Origin of the sequence: Pseudomonas sp. NPDC007930 (genome assembly GCF_042958985.1) — a bacterium.
GTDB lineage: Bacteria > Pseudomonadota > Gammaproteobacteria > Pseudomonadales > Pseudomonadaceae > Aquipseudomonas.
Genome location: NZ_JBIBKC010000001.1, coordinates 121,854 through 138,337 on the forward strand (window position 1 = coordinate 121,854; position 16,484 = coordinate 138,337).

A 16,484-nucleotide genomic window follows, 5' to 3' on the forward strand; every position below is an offset into this window, starting at 1 on the left:
TCTGAACAAGAAGAAACGGCAGCAACAGCGGTCCAACTTCATTACTGAATTACCTTGGAGAAACGTCATGATTCCAGTGATCCTGTCCGGTGGCAGCGGTTCGCGTCTGTGGCCCTTGTCGCGCAAGCAATTTCCGAAACAGTTCCTGGCCCTGACCGGTGAGCACACGCTGTTCCAGCAAACCCTGGAACGCCTGCTGTTCGAAGGCATGGACAAGCCGATCGTGGTCTGCAACAAAGACCATAAATTCATCGTCAACGAGCAACTGTCGGCACTGAAACTGGAAACCCAGGGCCTGCTGATGGAGCCCTTTGGCCGCAACACCGCCCCCGCCGTCGCCCTGGCCGCCATGAAGCTGGTCAACGAAGGCCGCGACGACCTGATGCTGGTGCTGCCCGCCGACCACGTGATCGAAGACCAGAAAGCCCTGCAGCGCGCCCTGGCCCTGGCCACGGTGGCCGCCGAGCGTGGCGAGATGGTGCTGTTCGGCGTGCCGGCGACCCGCCCGGAAACCGGCTACGGCTACATCAAGTCGACCGCCGACGCCCTGCTCCCCGAAGGCATCGCCCGGGTACAGCAGTTCGTTGAAAAACCCGACGAAACCCGCGCCCAGGAATACGTACAGGCCGGTGGCTACTTCTGGAACAGCGGCATGTTCCTGTTCCGCGCCAGCCGCTTCCTCGAAGAGCTGAAAAAGCACGACCCGGACATCTACGACAACTGCCTGCTGACCCTCGAGCGCAGCGTGCAGGAAGGCGACACCATCGACATCGACGAAGCCAGCTTCGCCTGCTGCCCGGACAACTCCATCGACTACGCCGTGATGGAAAAAACCCAGCGCGCCTGCGTGGTGCCGCTGTCGGCTGGCTGGAGCGACGTGGGCTGCTGGAACTCGCTGTGGGAAGTCAACGCCAAGGACGACAACGGCAACGTCACCAAGGGTGATGTGGTCATCCAGGACAGCCGCAACTGCATGATCCACGGCAACGGCAAGCTGGTGTCGGTGATCGGCCTGGACAACATCGTGGTGGTCGAAACCAAGGACGCCATGATGATCGCCGCCAAAGACAAAGTGCAGGGCGTGAAGCAGATGGTTGCCACCCTCAACGAGGCCGGCCGCAGCGAAACCCAGAACCACTGCGAAGTGTACCGCCCATGGGGCTCGTACGACTCGGTCGACATGGGCGGCCGCTTCCAGGTCAAGCACATCAGCGTGAAGCCAGGCGCCTGCCTGTCGCTGCAGATGCACCACCACCGCGCCGAGCACTGGATCGTCGTGGCCGGCACCGCCGAGGTGACCTGCGACGAGAACGTGTTCCTGCTGACCGAAAACCAGTCGACCTACATCCCGATCGCGTCGGTACACCGCCTGCGCAACCCGGGCAAGATCCCGCTGGAAATCATCGAAGTGCAGTCTGGCGCCTACCTGGGCGAAGACGACATCGAACGCTTCGAAGACATCTACGGCCGCTCCGGCCAGGCGGTGGTCGAGCGTGGTGTGTCGGTCAAGAGCATCACCCAGCAGCGCCAGCACTGATACCCGCTGAGTGAAAGAGAGGCCCCGGGCCAAGCGTAAAGGCTTGCCCCGGGGCCTTTTTTGTTGGGGTTTCTATTTCAAGGCTTTGCCATATGGGCAAAACCACCCAGGCGGTTATGCCAAGGCCCCCTGGATTTGTTAAGCTCGCCGCCAACGCCCCCCGATTGAGCTGAACCTCCAATGCCTGCGAAAAACGCCGCTGCCCTCCACGATCAACCCGGGATCGAAGCTAAAAATCTTCACCATGAGGTTGCGGAGCGCATGCAGGCCCTGGCCGAGCGCCTGGCAAAGGATCCGGTCGCAGCGCTGGCGTTTCACCGAAAAGCCGGCGTTTATAAACAGGGTGGAAAGCTGGCCGCTGCCTACCGCTGATGTACAAGCAGCTTCCTTCCTTCGTTTTAGGCTTCCACGGATGCGATCGCGCGGTTGCGGAAACCATCCTGGCAGGCAACCCAATGTCTCCCAGTAAGAACGACTATGACTGGCTAGGCCAGGGCATCTTTTTTTGGGAAAACAGCCCGGACAGGGCCCTCAGCTACGCAACCAGCCTGATGCGATACCGCAAGCGAGGTAAGGGTTCGGTGAAAGACCCTTACGTAATCGGTGCGGTCATCAACCTGGGCCACTGCTTCAACCTCACCGAAGAAGGCGCCCTTCTGGAGTTGAAGCGTGCCTATGAGCTGCTGAACATGGCCGCGGTTGCTGAACAAGCGCCGTTACCCCAGAACGAACCGGGTTTCGATGGCGACCCTGACCTGCTCAAACGCCACCTTGACTGCGCGGTGTTTCGCTACCTGCATGCCGCGCGAGACGAGCTAGGGTATCGACCTTACCAATCCATCCGCTCGCCCTTCCTGGAAGGTCGGCCCGTGTACCCAGGAACAGCCTTTATGGAAAAGACCCACGTGCAGGTATGCGTGCGCGACCCCATGCTGATAAAGGGCTATTTCCGGCCTCTCAACCCGGATGGGTCCGTATTCCAGCCCTAACCCATTTTTACCCTGGAACAAGCCTATGCCCACCACCCTCATCACCGGCTGCTCCAGCGGCATCGGCCTGGCCACCGCCCGCGCCTTGAAGGCCGCGGGCCATGAGGTGTGGGCCACCGCGCGCAGCGCCGAGGCGGTGGCGCGGTTGGCGGCCGAGGGCTTTACCGCCCGGGCGCTGGACGTGACCTGCCCTACCGCCGTGCAGGCCCTGGCCGCCGAGTTGCCGGCGCTGGATGTGCTGATCAACAACGCCGGCTACGGCGCCATCGGCCCGCTGCTGGATTTACCCGACAGCACCCTGCGCGCGCAATTCGACACCAACGTGCTCGGCCTGCTGGCCGTGACCCGCGCCTGCCTGCCGGCGCTGCGCGCGCGGCGTGGGCTGGTGGTCAACGTGGGCAGTGTCTCGGCGCTGCTGGTTACGCCCTATGCCGGCGCCTACTGCGCCTCAAAGGCGGCGGTGCATGCGCTGAGCGATGCGCTGCGCATGGAGCTGGCGCCGTTGGCGGTGCGGGTAATGGAAGTGCAGCCCGGGGCAATCGGTACGCAGTTTGCCGCCAACGCCGGGGCCCAGGCCGAGCTGGCGTTACGCGAGGGCTCGCCCTGGTGGCCGCTGCGTGAGCACATTCGCGAGCGCGCGCGGGCCTCGCAGCAGCATGGCAGCGCGCCCGAAGCGGTGGCCGCGGCCATCCTCCGCGCCTTGCCACGGCCGCCGAGGGTGTTGCGGGTGGGGCGTGGCAGCCGGGCCTTGCCGTGGTTGGCGCGGTGGCTGCCGAAGGCGCTACTGGAAGGGCTGCTCAGGCGGCGGTATGGGTTGTAGGGCCCCTCGCCCGGCACAGCCGTAATGCTGTTCACTTAAGCAATCAGAGCGCTAAATCGGGGTTAAAAAGCCCTGATTTCTTCAAATGGTTTTACTGAGTGCATGAGCTGACTGGCCCATCGCCCGGCACAGCCGGCCTCCCACCAGATTTGTGTAAGCCATTGATTTTAGGAGAAACACAGCCCCCGTGGGAGGCCGGCTGTGCCGGGCGATGGGCCCTGAAGCTCATGCACAAATTCAGCAGAGCTCACAGATTGATCTCTTCCGTAAAGCCGTGAAATTGCTTAAGTGAACAGCATTACGGCACAGCCAGAGTGCCGGGCGATAGGCCCTAACGTTCGATGATCACCGTGCAGGTGGTGCCCGCCGCCAGCAGCATGCCCTCCGGCACCTGATCGATGTGAATCCGCACCGGCACCCGCTGGGCCAGGCGCACCCAGTTGAAGGTCGGGTTCACGTCGGCCACGCCTTCGCGGCTTTGCGGGTTGTCGCGGTCATAGATGCCGCGGGCAATGCTCTCCACGTGGCCGCGCAGCACCTCGCCGCTCATCATCTGCATCTGCGCGGCATCGCCGACCTTCACGTGGGGTAGCTTGGTTTCTTCGAAAAACCCGTACACCCAGAACGAATGCTCATCGACCACCGCCATCTTCGCCTCGCCGGCGTGGGCGTAGTCGCCGGGGTGCACGTTGAGGTTGGTGACGTAGCCATCGACCTGCGCATGCACCTCGGTGCGCGCCAGGTTCAGCTCGGCCGCGGCCAGTTGCGCCTGGGCCTGCTGGTAGTCGGCCTGGGCGGCGCTGGCGAGGTTGTTGGCGTCGTCGCGGTTTTCCTTGGAGATCACCAGCGCGTCCATGTCGGCGCGGCGGCTGGCGTTGACCTTGCGCATTTCCCAGGTGGACTTGCGCGAGGCCACCAGCGCCTGGGCCTGGGCCACGGCGATGCGGTAGTGCTCGGGGTCGATGCGCAGCAGCACGTCGCCCTTTTTCACCTGTTGGTTGTCGCGCACCGGCACCTCGACCACGTAGCCGGCCACATCGGCGGCGACGTTGATGATGTCGGCGCGCACGCGGCCGTCGCGGGTCCAGGGGGTGTCCATGTACTGCACCCACAGCAGGCGCCCCAGGTACACCGCCAGGGCCAGGACCAACAGGGTGCCGATCAGGCTGAAAAGCTTTTTCATCGGGTTTGTCTCAACGGTAAACGGGCAAGGCCATGGCGGCGCAAATGCACACGAACAGGCACAGGCGCAGCAGCGCCGGGTGCCAGAAGTGGCGGTACAGGTCGAGGCTGGAAAGCCAGCGGTCGAAGGCCCAGGTCACGCCCATGGCGAGCATGAACACCAGGGTCAGGCTGGGCAGGTAAACGCCATGGAAGGCGATTTCACGAAACATCGCGGGGTCCTTGGCTGGCCAGTTGCGCCAGCGGCGATTGCGGGTCGAGCAGTGAGCTGCGGATGAAGTGCAGGTAGCTTTGCACCCGCCGCAGCACTGAAGTGTCGAAGTGCCGGGCGAACGGCTCGTCGGCGCGGCGCACCTCGGCGATGGCGTGGTCCACCGCCTGCAGGCTGCGCTCGAGGTTGGCCTGGGACGGCTGGATGAACAGCCGGATCAACGACCGCCCCATCACCCGGATGCCCTGCCGCCACGGCTGGCGCTCGTGGTAGGCCGGGTGGATCGGCAGGCCGTCCTGTTCGCGGCGCAGTTCGATGATCGCGTGGCCGACCTCCAGCACCACGAACATCCAGCGCAGCATGTTGCGCTGCACCTGCGGCTGGCCGGCGGCCAGCCCATAGGCCTGGTGCACCAGGTCGCGTACGCGGCTTTCGAAGGCGCTGCCCAGGCCCTGGCTGCGGCCGCTGATGGCGAACACCACCAGCCCGCGCAGGTCTTGCTCCAGGCGCCGCCACAGCCAACGGCTGTTCGGCGGCAGGATGATCGCCCCGGCGGCGGCGCAGAACAGCATGCCCAGCAGCATGCCGATGTAGTCGTTGATGAACCCGTAAGGGTTGTACACCGTGAGGTTGTCGGGCACCGAGCCGATCGAGAAAAAAATCAGCAAGCCCACGCCATAGCCCACCCACTGCGGCCGCGATGCCAGGAACGCGCCAAAGGCGAACACCGGCGCCAGCGCCAGGCACAGCAGCGGGAAGCCGTCGATCGCCGGGTAGACGAAAAAGTGCTCGACGAACCCCGCCACCGCCCCCAGCGCCGTGCCGCAGGCCATCTGGAAAGAGAACCGCCGCGGGTTCGGCGTGGCCGCGCTGAGGCCTACGGTGGCGGCGGCGACCAGGGTCATCATCGCCCCGCTCGGCCAGGCCGTGGCCAGCCAGTAGCTGCCCAGCGCCAGCAGCACGAACGCCCCGCGCAGGCCCGAGGCCAGGCAGGCCAGGGCGTTGGTCTGGGCCTTGTAGGGCTCGCGCCATTGCTCACGGGCGTGGTTGTGGTCGGCCAGCGAGGCGTGGGTTTCAGCATAGCTGTGCAGCTCGACCACAAAGCGGTACAGCAGCTCGAAGGCGGTGTGAAAATCCAGCAGGTCGGCCTCGCTGGGCGCGCGCTCCATGAACAGCCCACGCAGGCGCCGCACTTCTTCGGCGAAGCGTTCTTTGTAGTAGTCCAGCGCCCGCGCCAGGCTGGCGGCGTCGGCATCGGTCAGCACCCGCCCGGCGTAAGGCTGGATCAACCCGGCCAAGGCTTGCAGCGCTGGCTCCAGCGCCGCGCGCACCTGGCCGTGGTCGTGAATCCGCTCGAGCAACTGATGCAAGGCGTTGAAGCGGGTGTTCACCGCCATGAACTCGCTGTTCAGCCGGCTCACCCGGCCCGAGCGGCGGCGCATGTGCGGGTCTTCGAAGGCGGTCAGCGCGCGCAGGCTTTCCAGGCCCACGGCCTCGGCCACAAAGCGCACATGGCTGTGCTCGAACTGCGCGCGGTCACCCTGCCCGCCCAGGTGCTGGACCACGAAGCTGGCGAACACGCCAAAGCGCTGGTACAGGGTTTCGCGCATCGCCGCGCTGGAGCTTTGCGGCAATATCGCGGCGCTGACGAAGGTCGACACCAGCAGCCCGAGGGAGATTTCCAGCACCCGCCACACCGCCGCCATAAAGGCGCCGTCGGGGTGCGACAGCACTGGCAGGCCCACCATCGCCGCGGTGTAGCCGGCCAGCACGAAGCCGTAGCCACGAAAATTGCGATGGCGCTGGGCGCCGGCCGAGCACAGGCCCACCCACAGTGCCAGGCTGGGCAAGAACAGTTCGGTGTTCTGCGGGAACAACGCCACCAGCAACACCGTGACCGCCGACCCCGCCAGGGTGCCGAGCAAGCGATAGAAGCTTTTCGCGAACACCTGGCCGCTTTGCGCCTGCATCACGATGAACACCGTGATCATCGCCGTGCGCGGCTGCGGCAACTCCAGGCGCATGGCCAGCCAGAGGGTGAGGAACGCCGCCAGCAGCACCTTGAAGATGAACACCCAGGTCACGCCGTCGCTGCGCACCCATTCGAAAAAACTACGGCGCCAGGGCAAGGCGCCGAGGCGTTGCACAAGTGTGCTCATGGCTGCGCCGGCAGCAGTGCGTCAAGCCGGGCCAACGCCTTGGGCGTGGGCGGCGCCTGCAGGCGGGGCTCGGCGGGGCTGTCGGCGCCGGCGTTGAGGCCTCCGCCCAGGGCGGTGACCAGGCCGGCGTACACGCCCAGGCGCTCGGCGCGCACCTGCTGTTGCACCTGCTGCTGGTGGAACAGCAGGGTTTGCGCGTTGAGCACGTTGAGGTAGTCGGTCAGGCCGCGCTGATAGGCGGTCATCGCCAGGTCATAGGTGCGCCGCGCGCTGCTCACCCCTTCGGCGGCGAAGCGGCTCTGTTTTTCCATCGACTCACGCCGCAGCAGTTGGTCAGACACCGCCTTGAGCGCCTGCACCAGGGTTTGTTGGTAATGGGCCACGGCGAGGTCGTAGCCGGCGCTGGCCTCGCCCAACTGCGCGCGCAGCCGGCCACCGTCGAAGATCGGCAAGCTGAACGCCGGGCCCACGGTGTAGCTGAGCTTTTGCCCGGTGAGGAACTCCAGCATGCCGCCGCCGGTGGCCATGTAGCCAAGGCTGCCGGCCAGGTTCACGTCGGGGTAGAAGCCAGCGTGGGCCACTTCGATGCCCCGCGCCTGGGCCGCCACTTGCCAACGCGCCGCCACCACATCCGGGCGTTGGCCAAGCAACTGCGCCGGCAGCACCGAGGGCAGCGGCAGGTCCGCCGCCAGTTGCAGCGCTGGGCGCTTGAGCCCGGCCGCGGCGCCTGGGCCTTGCCCAGCGAGGGCGGCCAACTGGTTACCGGCCAGGGCCACCTGTTCGTCGAGGGCGTCGAGCTGGCGGTGGGTTTCCGGCAGCGGCGCTTCGGCCTGGCTCACCTCGAACTGGGTGCCGATGCCATGGCGCAGGCGCGCCTGGGCCAGGTCAAGAATCTGCTGCTGCTGGGCCAGGGTGGCCTGGGCGATGTCGCGCAGGTCATAGGCCAGCGCCAGTTGCAGGTACACCCGCACCACGTTGGCGGCCAGCTCCAGCTCAGCCTGGCGTGCCTCGGCCACGCGCTGGTGGGCCACATCCACGGCTTGCTCACTGGCATTGCGCTCGCGGCCCCAGAGGTCGAGGTCGTAGGCCAGGCCCAGGCCGGCGTGGTTGTCCCAGGTGGTTTGCCCGGCCAACTCACCGGGGCCGTAGAACTGGTCCGCCGGCCAGTTGTGCCGGTCGAGCACCGCCTGGGCGTTGACCTGCGGCGCCTCGCGGGCCTCGGCCAGCCCCGCCGCGGCCTGGGCCTGGCGCACCCGCGCGGCGGCCAGGGCCAGGCTCGGGCTGCCGGCCAGGGCCGTGGCCACCCACTGGTCCAACTGGGGGTCAGCGTAGGCGCGCCACCACTGCCCGGCCGGCCAACGCGCGTCGGCGCGGGCCTGGCCAATGGCTTCGTCGGTCGTCAGGCTGTTGGCCTGCGGCGGCGCACTGAGGGCGTGAATGCCCCCGGTTCCGATACAGCCGCTCAATGACAAGGAAAACGCCCAGAACGTAAGAGCCTTCAGCTCTCGAAGGATGCGACGCGGCACAGCGCAGGGTCTCGGAATAGAGGGGGGGCAGGGGTGACGGCGCAGATTCTAGGGCCGCTGGGGAATGGCGATAAGCGGTCAAACTGGTGAATCTTTGTTACAGAAACGGAGACAATCCCGTGGTACGCTTTGCCGCACAATTTTGTAACTGCATGCGACAATTCGCTGTCTATCCAGAGAGTGAGCCATGGACACCCTGCAAAACATGCGTGCCTTCTGCTGCGTCGCAGAGGCCGGTAGCTTCACCGCCGCCGCCGTACAGCTCGACACCACCACCGCGAACATCTCCCGCGCGGTGTCCAACCTCGAAGCCCACCTGCAAACCCGGTTGCTCAACCGCACCACGCGGCGTATCGCCCTGACCGAAGCCGGCAAACGCTACCTGATGCGCTGCGAGCAGATCCTCGCCTTCGTCGAGGAAGCCGAGGCCGAGGCCAGTGACGCCCACGCGCGCCCGGCCGGGCAGTTGAAGGTGCACACCATGACCGGCATCGGCCAGCACTTCGTGATCGATGCCATCGCCCGCTACCGCAAGACCCACCCCGACGTGACCTTCGACCTGACCCTGGCCAACCGCGTGCCAGACCTGCTCGACGAAGGCTATGACGTGTCTATCGTGCTGGCCAGCGAACTGCCGGACTCCGGGTTTGTGTCACAGCGCCTGGGCATCACCTACAGCATCGTCTGCGCGTCGCCCGAATACGTGGCCGCCCACGGCATGGCGCGTTCGCCCAGCGACCTGAAGCGCCACGCCTGCCTGCGCCTGATCAGCCCGGTGGTGCAACTGGAACGCTGGCTGTTCGACGGCCCCGAGGGGCAAGAGATGGTCAACATCAGCAACGCGCCGTTCCAGGTCAACTCCGCCGACGCCATGACCACCGCCATCAAAAGCGGCATGGGCGTGGGCGTGCTGCCGATCTACGCCGCCATCGACGGCCTGCGCGACGGCAGCCTGGTGCGCATGCTGCCCGAATACCGCCTGCAGGAGCTGAACCTGTACGCGATCTACCCGTCACGGCAGTACCTCGACGCGAAAATCAAGACCTGGGTGGAGTACCTGCGCGGGTCGCTGCCGGAGATCCTCGCGGGGCAGGATGCCGACCTGCGCACCCATGAGCTGACCATTGCCATCTGAGCCCGGCCCCCCTTCACCTTCCATGGACAGAGAGCGAGCACAATGAAAAAAACCGTACTGGCCTTCAGCCGCGTCACCCCAGACATGGTCGAGCGCCTCGAGCAGGATTTCGAGGTGATCGTGCCCCACCCCAAGCACGGTGACATCGCCGCGCAGTTCAACGACGCCCTGCCCCACGCCCACGGGCTGATCGGCGCCGGGCGCCCGCTGGGGGAGAAACAACTGGCCGGCGCGGGCAAGCTGGAAGTGGTCTCGAGCGTGTCGGTGGGTTACGACAACTACGACGTGGCCTACCTCAGCAGCCGCGGCATCCTGCTGACCAACACCCCCGACGTGCTCACTGAAAGCACCGCTGACCTAGGCTTTGCCTTGATCATGAGCAGCGCCCGCCGGGTGGCTGAGCTGGACGCCTGGACCAAGGCCGGCAACTGGAAGGCCAGCGTGGGCGCCGAGCAGTTCGGCACCGACGTGTTCGGCAAAACCCTGGGCATCGTCGGCATGGGCAACATCGGCGCGGCGGTGGCGCGGCGCGGCCGGCTGGGCTTCAACATGAACATCCTCTACAGCGGCAACAGCCGTAAAACGGCGCTGGAGCAAGAACTCGGCGCGCAGATGCGCAGCCTCGAGCAACTGCTGGCCGAAGCGGATTTCGTCTGCCTGGTGGTGCCGTTGTCGGATAAAACCCGCCACCTGATCAGCCACGCGCAATTGAAGATGATGAAGCCCGGCGCGATCCTGGTGAACATCTCCCGCGGGCCGGTGGTCGACGAAGCCGCGTTGATCGAAGCGCTGCGCAACAACACCATTCGTGGCGCGGGCCTGGACGTGTACGAGAAAGAACCGTTGGCTGAATCCCCGCTGTGGCAACTGCCCAACGCGGTGACCCTGCCGCACATCGGTTCGGCCACCTCCGAAACCCGCCAGGCGATGGCCTGGCGGGCGATGGACAACCTCACCGCCGCGCTCAAGGGCCAGCGCCCGCAAGACCTGGTCAACCCCCAGGCGTTCAAGGGCTGATCAGCGCGCCGCGGCCCACAGTGGCCGCGGCCGCGGCTTGCGAAACACCAGCCAGTTACCGGCCATGACCAACGCCAACCCCGCCAAGGCTGGCGTTGTCCATTGGTAACCCTCGAACCAGGCCGATACGTTCAACGCCACCAGCGGGAACAGCACCGTGCAGTACGCCGCGCGCTCCGGGCCCAGGCGCCCGACCAACGTCAGGTAGGCAGTGAAGGCCACCACCGAGCCCGGGATCGCCAGGTACAGCAGCGCGCCCAGGTAGCGCGGGGCCGGGTCCCAGCTCAGTGGCACGCCACTGACCAGGCAATAGCCCGCCAGCAACCCGGCGCCGTAGAGCATGCCCCAGGCGTTGCTGGTCAGCGGGCGCAGGCCACGCCGCTGGTGCAGCGCCGACAGCAGGTTGCCGGCCGAGAAGCACAGCGTGCCGGCCAGCGCGTAGCCCAGGCCCAGCCAGGTGTGCCAACCACCCTGCTGCGCCGCCAGTTGCGGCCAGAACAACCCGCCCAGGCCCAGCAGCCCCAGCACCCCGCCGCCGACCACGTTGGGCGCGATACGCTGGCCGAAACACAGCCGCGCGCCCAGCGCGTTCCACAGCGTGGAGGTGGAAAACACCACCGCCACCAAGCCGCTGGGCAACCACAGGCTGGCGTTCAAAAAGCACAGGAAGTTTACGCAGAACAGGCACAAGCCCTGGGCCAGCGCGGCCCCATGGGCGCTGCGGGTCATCGGCTGCAGCCGGCCCGTGGCGCGCAGCACGGCAAACAGCACGGCCGCGGCGAGGGCGAAGCGGTACAGCACCGACACAGCAATCGGCACCACCCCCAACTGCCATTTCAGGGCGATCCAGGTGGTGCCCCAGATGAGCACGGTGCACAGGTACAACGATAGGTTCATGGCGCAGGGCCTCCACGGTCGAGGCGTGCAGCATGGCCAGCGGCCGCGCTGGGCGCTTTCATATTCTTGCGGTTTTTGCCGGCCGGGCATGGGCCGCCGCGTGGCCAGGCAGTACCATGGCAGCCAGAGGACCTGCCCATGCCGCCGCTACCCGAACTCGACGTGTTCCAAAGCCTGTACCGCTCGCCCAACGCCCGCCTGGAGCGCTGCGCGGGGCTGGGCGACGGCTTGGTGGCGGCGCTGTGGCGCAACCACGACGACGCCCAGGACTACGCCGGCCCCGCCCACCACACGCTGTCGTGCTACCTCGCCGGCGGCACCGGGACCTTTCGCCCGCAGCGCCCGCAAGAGCGCGGCGCGCCCGGCAAGGTGTTCGTGTTCAGCGCCGGGCAGGATTCTTCCTGGGTGATCGACGGCGAGCTCACCCTGCTGCACCTGTACTTCAGCCCTGAGCACTTCGCCCTCGCCTGCCTGCGTTACCTCGACCGCGAACCCCGGGCCATGCAGCTCAACGAAGGGCTGTTTCTCGATGACCCGCAGCAGGCCGCGCGCTTTGCCCGGCTGGCGCGGCTGGCCTGGGATGAACCCGGCGAGCGCCTGCTCACCAGCAGCCTGGCCCACGAGATGGTCGGCCATGCCCTGCTCGCCCAGGCTGGCCCGCGGCTGGCGCCGAAACTGCGTGGCGGCCTGGCCGCGCATACCCGCCGGCGCTTGCTGGAGTACATCGACGCACACCTGGCGCAGCCGCTGAGCCTGGGCGAGCTGGCCGGGGTGGCGGGGTTGTCGGAGTTTCACTGCGCGCGGATGTTCCGCGAAAGCCTGGGGGTGGCGCCGCACCAGTATGTGCTGGCGCGGCGCATCGCCCGCGCCCAGCAGTTGCTGCGCGAAAGCCCATTGGCGCTGGGCGAGGTGGCGATGGCCTGCGGCTTCGCCAGCGCCAGCCACTTCAGCAGCCGCTTTGCCCGGCAGGTAGGGGCCAGCCCTGGGGTTTACCGCCAGGCCCTGCGCAGCGCCTCAACCGAAGCTGGCGAGTAACGCCCCCACCGGCCCGGCAATCACGCACACCCCCGCCAGGCCCAGGGCCAGCCGCGGCCGATAGGGCATCAGCCAGACCATCAGCCCGGCGCTGGCCATCAACACCGCGCACCATTGCACCAGGCCCAGGGCCCAGCCCTGGCTGGCCATCGCCGGCCACGGCGAGGCCAGCAGCAGGCACACGCCAAGCAGCCGCAGGCCGCGCAGCAACGCCGGCGGCGCCTTGCGCCCGACCAGCTCGGTGTGGTGTTTGTCCATGGCCAGGCACAGGCTCATGAAGCCGGCGTAACACAGCAGCGCCGAGGTGAACATCAGTGCGCCCCTCCCTTCACCCGCGCCGCGCGCGGGGCGGCTGTGCCCGCCTCGGCGAGCCTGGCCTTGTGCCGCAGCCGCTGCACCACCCAGGCCAGCAGCAGGCCGAAGCCGGCGCAGGCCAGGTCGACCCCGGCCATCGCCCAGTCGCCCTGGGGCAACGACACCGCCAGGCCGGCGCCCGTGGTGAACTGGCTGAGCACCGGCAACGACAGCAGCACCACCGCCGCCAGGCTCAGTTGCTGCACCCAACCGGCGCGGTTGGGCCGCCACAGGGCGTGCAGCAGGCTGGCCAGCCACACCCCGAAAAACACCTTCACCTCCCATTCCGCGCGCCCGGCCAACGCCACCGGCAGCACCCGGTTGGCGCATAGGAACGCCGCCACCGCGCACACCAGCCCGGCCATGCCGGCCAGGTTCAGCGCGCCCACCAGGCGCAGTTCGAACGGCTGCACGGCGGCCTTGGCGTGTTTTTGCAGGCGCTTGTTCAGCCACATCACCAAGCCGGTACCGATCATCGCCGTGGCCGCCAGGCCGCTGATGAAGTAGATCCAGCGCAGCACCGGGCCGGCGAAACGGCCCATGTGCAGGCCATAGAAGCCGCCGGCGATCAGCCCAGGCACGGCCTCGGGGCTGGGCCCGCGCAACAGCGTGCCGTCTACCGCGTTGAAGTCCACGCCACTGCCGGGGGCGTAGGCCACGCGGGTGGCGGGGTCGGGGCTGAAGGTGACCATCGCCGCGGCGGTGCCGGGGTTGTCGATGCTCACCGCGCTGACCCGCCCGCCGGGCCTCACCGTGTGGTAACGGCTGAGCAGGTCAGCCAGGGGCAGCATGGGCGCGGCGGCCTGTGGGTCCCCCGGGCTGGTCGCCTCGGGGAACACATCGGCGTAAAAGCCGCGCGGGTCACCGTTGTAGGCGGTGAGAATGCTCGCGGGCATGACCATGCTCATGAAGATCACCAAGCTGCTGTAGGTGATCATCAAATGGAACGGCAACGCTAGCACGCCCAGCGCGTTATGGCCGTCGAGCCAGGAGCGCTGGCCCTTGCCCGGGCGGAAGGTGAAAAACTCCTTGAAGATTTTCTTGTGGGTGATGATCCCGCTGATCAGCGTGACGAACATCACGAACGCCGCCAGGCTGGCCAGCCAGCGGCCCCAGGGGTAGCCCAGCTCCAGCTCGTAATGGAAGCGGTAGAAAAACTCGCCGCCACGGCTGTCGCGGCTGGCCAGCTCCTGGCCGCTGGCCGGGTCGACGATTTTATCGACAAAACCGCCACGGCCGGTTTTGCCCGCCTCGCGGTAGAACAGCGTGAGCGCCGGCATGCGTGCGTCGGGCAGGCCGATGTACCACTTGGGCGAGCCGGCGGCGTGTTGCTCGAGGTAAGCCTGGGCGCTGGCCAGCGCGGTGCGGGTGCTCACCACCTGGTGGGGCGCTTCGGGGTGGGCCCAGCGGTTGATCTCCTGGCGGAAGTAGGTCAAGGAGCCGGTGAGAAAAATCGCGAACAACAGCCAGCCGAACACCAACCCGGCCCAGGTGTGCAGCCAGGCCATCGCCTGGCGGAAACCCTCTTTCATGAATGCACCACCCAATAAAGCCCCGCGTCGATCGCGCCCAGCACCGCGGCGCAGCCCAGCACCCCTGCCCACACCCGCCAGGTGGAGCGGCAGGCAAAGCACCACACCACCACCAGCAGGTACACCACGAAGGCCAGCATCATGCTGGTGATCACCGCCTGCGCCTTGGCCATGGGCAGCGTCCAGGCCAGGCAGATGCTGGCCAGCGCCGCCAGCGCATAGCCGCCCAGCGCCGCGGCGAGAATGCGCGAAGCGACGGCCAGCCGGTAAACCAGCGGCACGCTGGATGATTTTGTTTTCATGGTTGCAGGGGGCCAGAAAATGCTATGCCGCGATTTTATTGATAAACATTCTCATAATCAAAGGCGAATTTTAGATAGCCCCCTAACGGCACCTAAAACGGGCCCCGCGCACCGGCACGGTGCGGATCGCGTAATGGCCCAAAGCCTTATGGCCCCTAGCATGCGGGCGTATTTCGTCCAGTAAAATGCTGCAAAATATTTATGCGGTGCATGGGGTTGAAATTCACCCGCGCATGCCTGAAGTTGTAACCAAGGGCCGGTATACAGCGCCAGCCGCTGGCGCCCCCGGCACCTTGCTTCCTTGGTTTGCAGAAGGGCTACACCATGCATATTCAAGTCAACAGCGACAACCACATCCAAGGCGGCACCCGCCTGGAACAATGGGTACGCGCCACGCTCGAAGCCGCGCTGGAACGCTTCGGAGACGACCTCACCCGCCTCGAGGTGCACCTGCGCGACGAAAACGGCGACAAGGCCGGCCCACACGACAAACGCTGCCAGATCGAGGCACGCCTCAAAGGCCTGGGCCAGGTGTCTGTCAGCCACAAGTCCCCCTCGCTGGAAACCGCATTGGAGGGCGCCGCGACCAAACTGGAACACGCGCTGGCCCACCAACTGGGCAAACTGAAAAGCAAACGGGCCTACGCGGCCTGACCCATCGTTGATCGATTGGTCAAATAAAAAAAGGCGAGCCCAGTGCTCGCCTTTTTCGTAACTGCCTGATTATTCGGCATGCCCCTTGCTTTGGGTTAGCTAGCGTTGTGCATCGAAGGGCGAAGTGCAAAGGACGTAAAGAAAGACCCGCCAGTGGTCTGGGAGCGCAGAACTAATCGTGAATACGCCCAGTCAATACTCGCAGTCTTGCTAATCAGGTGAAGCTATGGACAACCCCTTTCAGATCATCAGCGATGCGTTCCAGCCCGAATACCGGGTGAACCTGAGCATTCAGGGCCTGGACGGCACCATCATGCTGACGCTGTCGAACGAGGCCGGTATCGTGGCCAAACGGATGATCAGCAGCGCCCAGCGCAACGACCCCAAACGCTTGAAGCGCTTGATCGACAGCATCAAGTTCGGCATCGCCATCGAGCAAGGCGAAAGCGCCATCGAACTGCTCGCGGCCATGACTGACCGCGAAAAAGCCGCCACCCTGGCCGCGCCCGCCGCGCGCAGCGCCTGGCCACAGGGCCGCCCCGGCCTGGCGGTGGGGATCTGAGCGGTCAGATCTCCCCCTTCTCCACCTCGACCACTTCCCCCTTGCCGGCCTGGCCACGCTTGCGCACCGGCCCTTCGATCTTGATCGACGGGTAGCGCGCGGAGGCATAGCGCACCACCAGGATGGCGAACGCCAGCAGCAGGATCGCCCCCGACAGGTAGACCACCCCCAGGTCTGCCGGGCCATGGTGCGACACGTCGGAAATCAGCAGGCGCGTGAGCGCGGTGATGGCCACGTAGATCAGGAAGCGCACCGGCATGTGGTTGGTCTTGAAGTAGATGCCGACCATGGCACCCAATTCCAGGTAGATGAACAGCAGCAGGATGTCGTCCACGCTGATGTGCCCGGTTTCGAGCATTTGCAAAAATGCGAGCACCGCCGCATAAGCGGTAACCCCGCCAATGGCGAACAGCGCCAGGTAGTGGAAACTCTCCACCAGCAGGTTGCCCAGGGATTCGGCGCAGTGGTGCACGCGCTCGCGCAACGTATCGGCCCAGTTGGTACTCATGAGGTTCATCCTGACTGTGTGCATGCCGTCTAAGATAACCCTGCGCGGCGAAAAGGCACGCGCT

The 16,484-nt window shown here is 66.2% G+C and carries 18 protein-coding genes; 9 read left to right on the forward strand and 9 right to left on the reverse strand.

All coding sequences use genetic code 11. The features are described 5' to 3' along the window. Positions 1-67 precede the first annotated feature (67 nt). The 4 genes from ACFZCE_RS00535 (at position 68) to ACFZCE_RS00550 (ending at position 3,346) form a co-directional block, all read left to right on the forward strand. Positions 68-1,537 carry a mannose-1-phosphate guanylyltransferase/mannose-6-phosphate isomerase gene (locus ACFZCE_RS00535; protein WP_390935077.1) on the forward strand — a complete coding sequence of 490 codons (1,470 nt, stop codon included), beginning with the start codon at positions 68-70 and terminating at the stop codon, positions 1,535-1,537. Positions 1,538-1,717: 180 nt separating this feature from the next. Continuing rightward, positions 1,718-1,909: a hypothetical protein gene (locus tag ACFZCE_RS00540; protein ID WP_390935078.1), complete on the forward strand. Its 192-nt coding sequence runs from the start codon at positions 1,718-1,720 to the stop codon at positions 1,907-1,909. Beyond that, entirely contained in the window at positions 1,909-2,526 is a 618-nt protein-coding gene (locus ACFZCE_RS00545; protein ID WP_390935080.1) for a hypothetical protein, read from the forward strand. The genes ACFZCE_RS00540 and ACFZCE_RS00545 overlap by 1 nt, the downstream gene beginning before the upstream one ends. A 25-nt stretch (positions 2,527-2,551) precedes the next feature. Beyond that, positions 2,552-3,346, forward strand: coding sequence for an SDR family oxidoreductase (locus ACFZCE_RS00550; protein ID WP_390935082.1), 795 nt, complete (start codon positions 2,552-2,554; stop codon positions 3,344-3,346). A 331-nt stretch (positions 3,347-3,677) separates the two neighbouring features. Here the strand turns inward: ACFZCE_RS00550 and ACFZCE_RS00555 are convergent, their stop codons facing one another. Genes ACFZCE_RS00555 through ACFZCE_RS00570 form a run of 4 tightly spaced genes read right to left on the reverse strand, consistent with a single transcriptional unit; the run spans position 3,678 to position 8,424 of the window. Next, entirely contained in the window at positions 3,678-4,529 is an 852-nt protein-coding gene (locus ACFZCE_RS00555) for an efflux RND transporter periplasmic adaptor subunit (protein WP_390935084.1), read from the reverse strand. A 10-nt stretch (positions 4,530-4,539) separates the two neighbouring features. Further along, complete coding sequence (locus ACFZCE_RS00560) at positions 4,540-4,740, reverse strand: DUF1656 domain-containing protein (RefSeq protein WP_390935086.1); 201 nt, start codon at positions 4,738-4,740, stop codon at positions 4,540-4,542. Continuing rightward, complete coding sequence (locus tag ACFZCE_RS00565) at positions 4,730-6,898, reverse strand: FUSC family protein (protein WP_390935087.1); 2,169 nt, start codon at positions 6,896-6,898, stop codon at positions 4,730-4,732. The genes ACFZCE_RS00560 and ACFZCE_RS00565 overlap by 11 nt, the downstream gene beginning before the upstream one ends. Further along, positions 6,895-8,424 (reverse strand): efflux transporter outer membrane subunit, encoded by a 1,530-nt coding sequence (locus ACFZCE_RS00570; protein ID WP_390935089.1) that lies wholly within the window; start codon positions 8,422-8,424, stop codon positions 6,895-6,897. Before ACFZCE_RS00570 ends, ACFZCE_RS00565 begins: the two co-directional genes overlap by 4 nt. Before the next feature lie 187 nt (positions 8,425-8,611). Between ACFZCE_RS00570 and ACFZCE_RS00575 the strand changes: the two genes are divergently transcribed. Together ACFZCE_RS00575 and ACFZCE_RS00580 are read left to right on the forward strand one after the other, a co-directional pair. Further along, entirely contained in the window at positions 8,612-9,559 is a 948-nt protein-coding gene (locus ACFZCE_RS00575; protein ID WP_390935091.1) for a LysR substrate-binding domain-containing protein, read from the forward strand. A 42-nt stretch (positions 9,560-9,601) separates the two neighbouring features. Further along, entirely contained in the window at positions 9,602-10,576 is a 975-nt protein-coding gene (locus ACFZCE_RS00580) for an NAD(P)-dependent oxidoreductase (protein WP_390935093.1), read from the forward strand. On the opposite strand, the gene ACFZCE_RS00585 is transcribed toward ACFZCE_RS00580, so the two are convergent. Next, positions 10,577-11,473: an EamA family transporter gene (locus ACFZCE_RS00585; RefSeq protein ID WP_390935095.1), complete on the reverse strand. Its 897-nt coding sequence runs from the start codon at positions 11,471-11,473 to the stop codon at positions 10,577-10,579. 138 nt (positions 11,474-11,611) lie between these two features. On the opposite strand from ACFZCE_RS00585, the gene ACFZCE_RS00590 reads away from it, so the two are divergent. Beyond that, complete coding sequence (locus ACFZCE_RS00590; RefSeq protein ID WP_390935096.1) at positions 11,612-12,508, forward strand: helix-turn-helix domain-containing protein; 897 nt, start codon at positions 11,612-11,614, stop codon at positions 12,506-12,508. Here the strand turns inward: ACFZCE_RS00590 and ACFZCE_RS00595 are convergent. From ACFZCE_RS00595 to ACFZCE_RS00605, 3 genes are read right to left on the reverse strand one after another with little or no spacing between them, the layout of a single operon-like run. Further along, a complete protein-coding gene (locus ACFZCE_RS00595; RefSeq protein ID WP_390935098.1) occupies positions 12,488-12,820 on the reverse strand; it encodes a DUF3325 family protein in 333 nt (110 codons plus the stop codon). The genes ACFZCE_RS00590 and ACFZCE_RS00595 overlap by 21 nt on opposite strands. After that, positions 12,820-14,394, reverse strand: a complete 1,575-nt coding sequence (locus ACFZCE_RS00600; RefSeq protein ID WP_390935100.1) for a PepSY domain-containing protein — start codon at positions 14,392-14,394, stop codon at positions 12,820-12,822. Before ACFZCE_RS00600 ends, ACFZCE_RS00595 begins: the two co-directional genes overlap by 1 nt. Then, positions 14,391-14,696 carry a DUF3649 domain-containing protein gene (locus ACFZCE_RS00605; protein ID WP_390935102.1) on the reverse strand — a complete coding sequence of 102 codons (306 nt, stop codon included), beginning with the start codon at positions 14,694-14,696 and terminating at the stop codon, positions 14,391-14,393. Before ACFZCE_RS00605 ends, ACFZCE_RS00600 begins: the two co-directional genes overlap by 4 nt. Before the next feature lie 324 nt (positions 14,697-15,020). On the opposite strand from ACFZCE_RS00605, the gene ACFZCE_RS00610 reads away from it, so the two are divergent. Further along, positions 15,021-15,350: an HPF/RaiA family ribosome-associated protein gene (locus ACFZCE_RS00610; protein ID WP_390935104.1), complete on the forward strand. Its 330-nt coding sequence runs from the start codon at positions 15,021-15,023 to the stop codon at positions 15,348-15,350. Between the two features lie 226 nt (positions 15,351-15,576). Beyond that, positions 15,577-15,912, forward strand: a complete 336-nt coding sequence (locus tag ACFZCE_RS00615; RefSeq protein ID WP_390935106.1) for a DUF3509 domain-containing protein — start codon at positions 15,577-15,579, stop codon at positions 15,910-15,912. Between the two features lie 4 nt (positions 15,913-15,916). On the opposite strand, the gene ACFZCE_RS00620 is transcribed toward ACFZCE_RS00615, so the two are convergent. Then, positions 15,917-16,420, reverse strand: a complete 504-nt coding sequence (locus tag ACFZCE_RS00620) for a phosphate-starvation-inducible PsiE family protein (protein ID WP_390935107.1) — start codon at positions 16,418-16,420, stop codon at positions 15,917-15,919. Positions 16,421-16,484: the final 64 nt, after the last annotated feature.

Excerpts from the sequence above, each read along its gene's own strand:
- ACFZCE_RS00620 (WP_390935107.1), bottom strand. The coding sequence starts at position 16,420 with ATGAGTACCAACTGGGCCGATACGTTGCGCGAGCGCGTGCACCACTGC.
- ACFZCE_RS00605 (WP_390935102.1), bottom strand. The coding sequence starts at position 14,696 with ATGAAAACAAAATCATCCAGCGTGCCGCTGGTTTACCGGCTGGCCGTC.
- ACFZCE_RS00550 (WP_390935082.1), top strand. The coding sequence starts at position 2,552 with ATGCCCACCACCCTCATCACCGGCTGCTCCAGCGGCATCGGCCTGGCC.
- ACFZCE_RS00545 (WP_390935080.1), top strand. The coding sequence starts at position 1,909 with ATGTACAAGCAGCTTCCTTCCTTCGTTTTAGGCTTCCACGGATGCGAT.
- ACFZCE_RS00565 (WP_390935087.1), bottom strand. The coding sequence starts at position 6,898 with ATGAGCACACTTGTGCAACGCCTCGGCGCCTTGCCCTGGCGCCGTAGT.
- ACFZCE_RS00600 (WP_390935100.1), bottom strand. The coding sequence starts at position 14,394 with ATGAAAGAGGGTTTCCGCCAGGCGATGGCCTGGCTGCACACCTGGGCC.
- ACFZCE_RS00560 (WP_390935086.1), bottom strand. The coding sequence starts at position 4,740 with ATGTTTCGTGAAATCGCCTTCCATGGCGTTTACCTGCCCAGCCTGACC.
- ACFZCE_RS00615 (WP_390935106.1), top strand. The coding sequence starts at position 15,577 with ATGGACAACCCCTTTCAGATCATCAGCGATGCGTTCCAGCCCGAATAC.
- ACFZCE_RS00540 (WP_390935078.1), top strand. The coding sequence starts at position 1,718 with ATGCCTGCGAAAAACGCCGCTGCCCTCCACGATCAACCCGGGATCGAA.
- ACFZCE_RS00575 (WP_390935091.1), top strand. The coding sequence starts at position 8,612 with ATGGACACCCTGCAAAACATGCGTGCCTTCTGCTGCGTCGCAGAGGCC.
- ACFZCE_RS00580 (WP_390935093.1), top strand. The coding sequence starts at position 9,602 with ATGAAAAAAACCGTACTGGCCTTCAGCCGCGTCACCCCAGACATGGTC.
- ACFZCE_RS00590 (WP_390935096.1), top strand. The coding sequence starts at position 11,612 with ATGCCGCCGCTACCCGAACTCGACGTGTTCCAAAGCCTGTACCGCTCG.
- ACFZCE_RS00595 (WP_390935098.1), bottom strand. The coding sequence starts at position 12,820 with ATGTTCACCTCGGCGCTGCTGTGTTACGCCGGCTTCATGAGCCTGTGC.
- ACFZCE_RS00555 (WP_390935084.1), bottom strand. The coding sequence starts at position 4,529 with ATGAAAAAGCTTTTCAGCCTGATCGGCACCCTGTTGGTCCTGGCCCTG.
- ACFZCE_RS00585 (WP_390935095.1), bottom strand. The coding sequence starts at position 11,473 with ATGAACCTATCGTTGTACCTGTGCACCGTGCTCATCTGGGGCACCACC.
- ACFZCE_RS00535 (WP_390935077.1), top strand. The coding sequence starts at position 68 with ATGATTCCAGTGATCCTGTCCGGTGGCAGCGGTTCGCGTCTGTGGCCC.
- ACFZCE_RS00610 (WP_390935104.1), top strand. The coding sequence starts at position 15,021 with ATGCATATTCAAGTCAACAGCGACAACCACATCCAAGGCGGCACCCGC.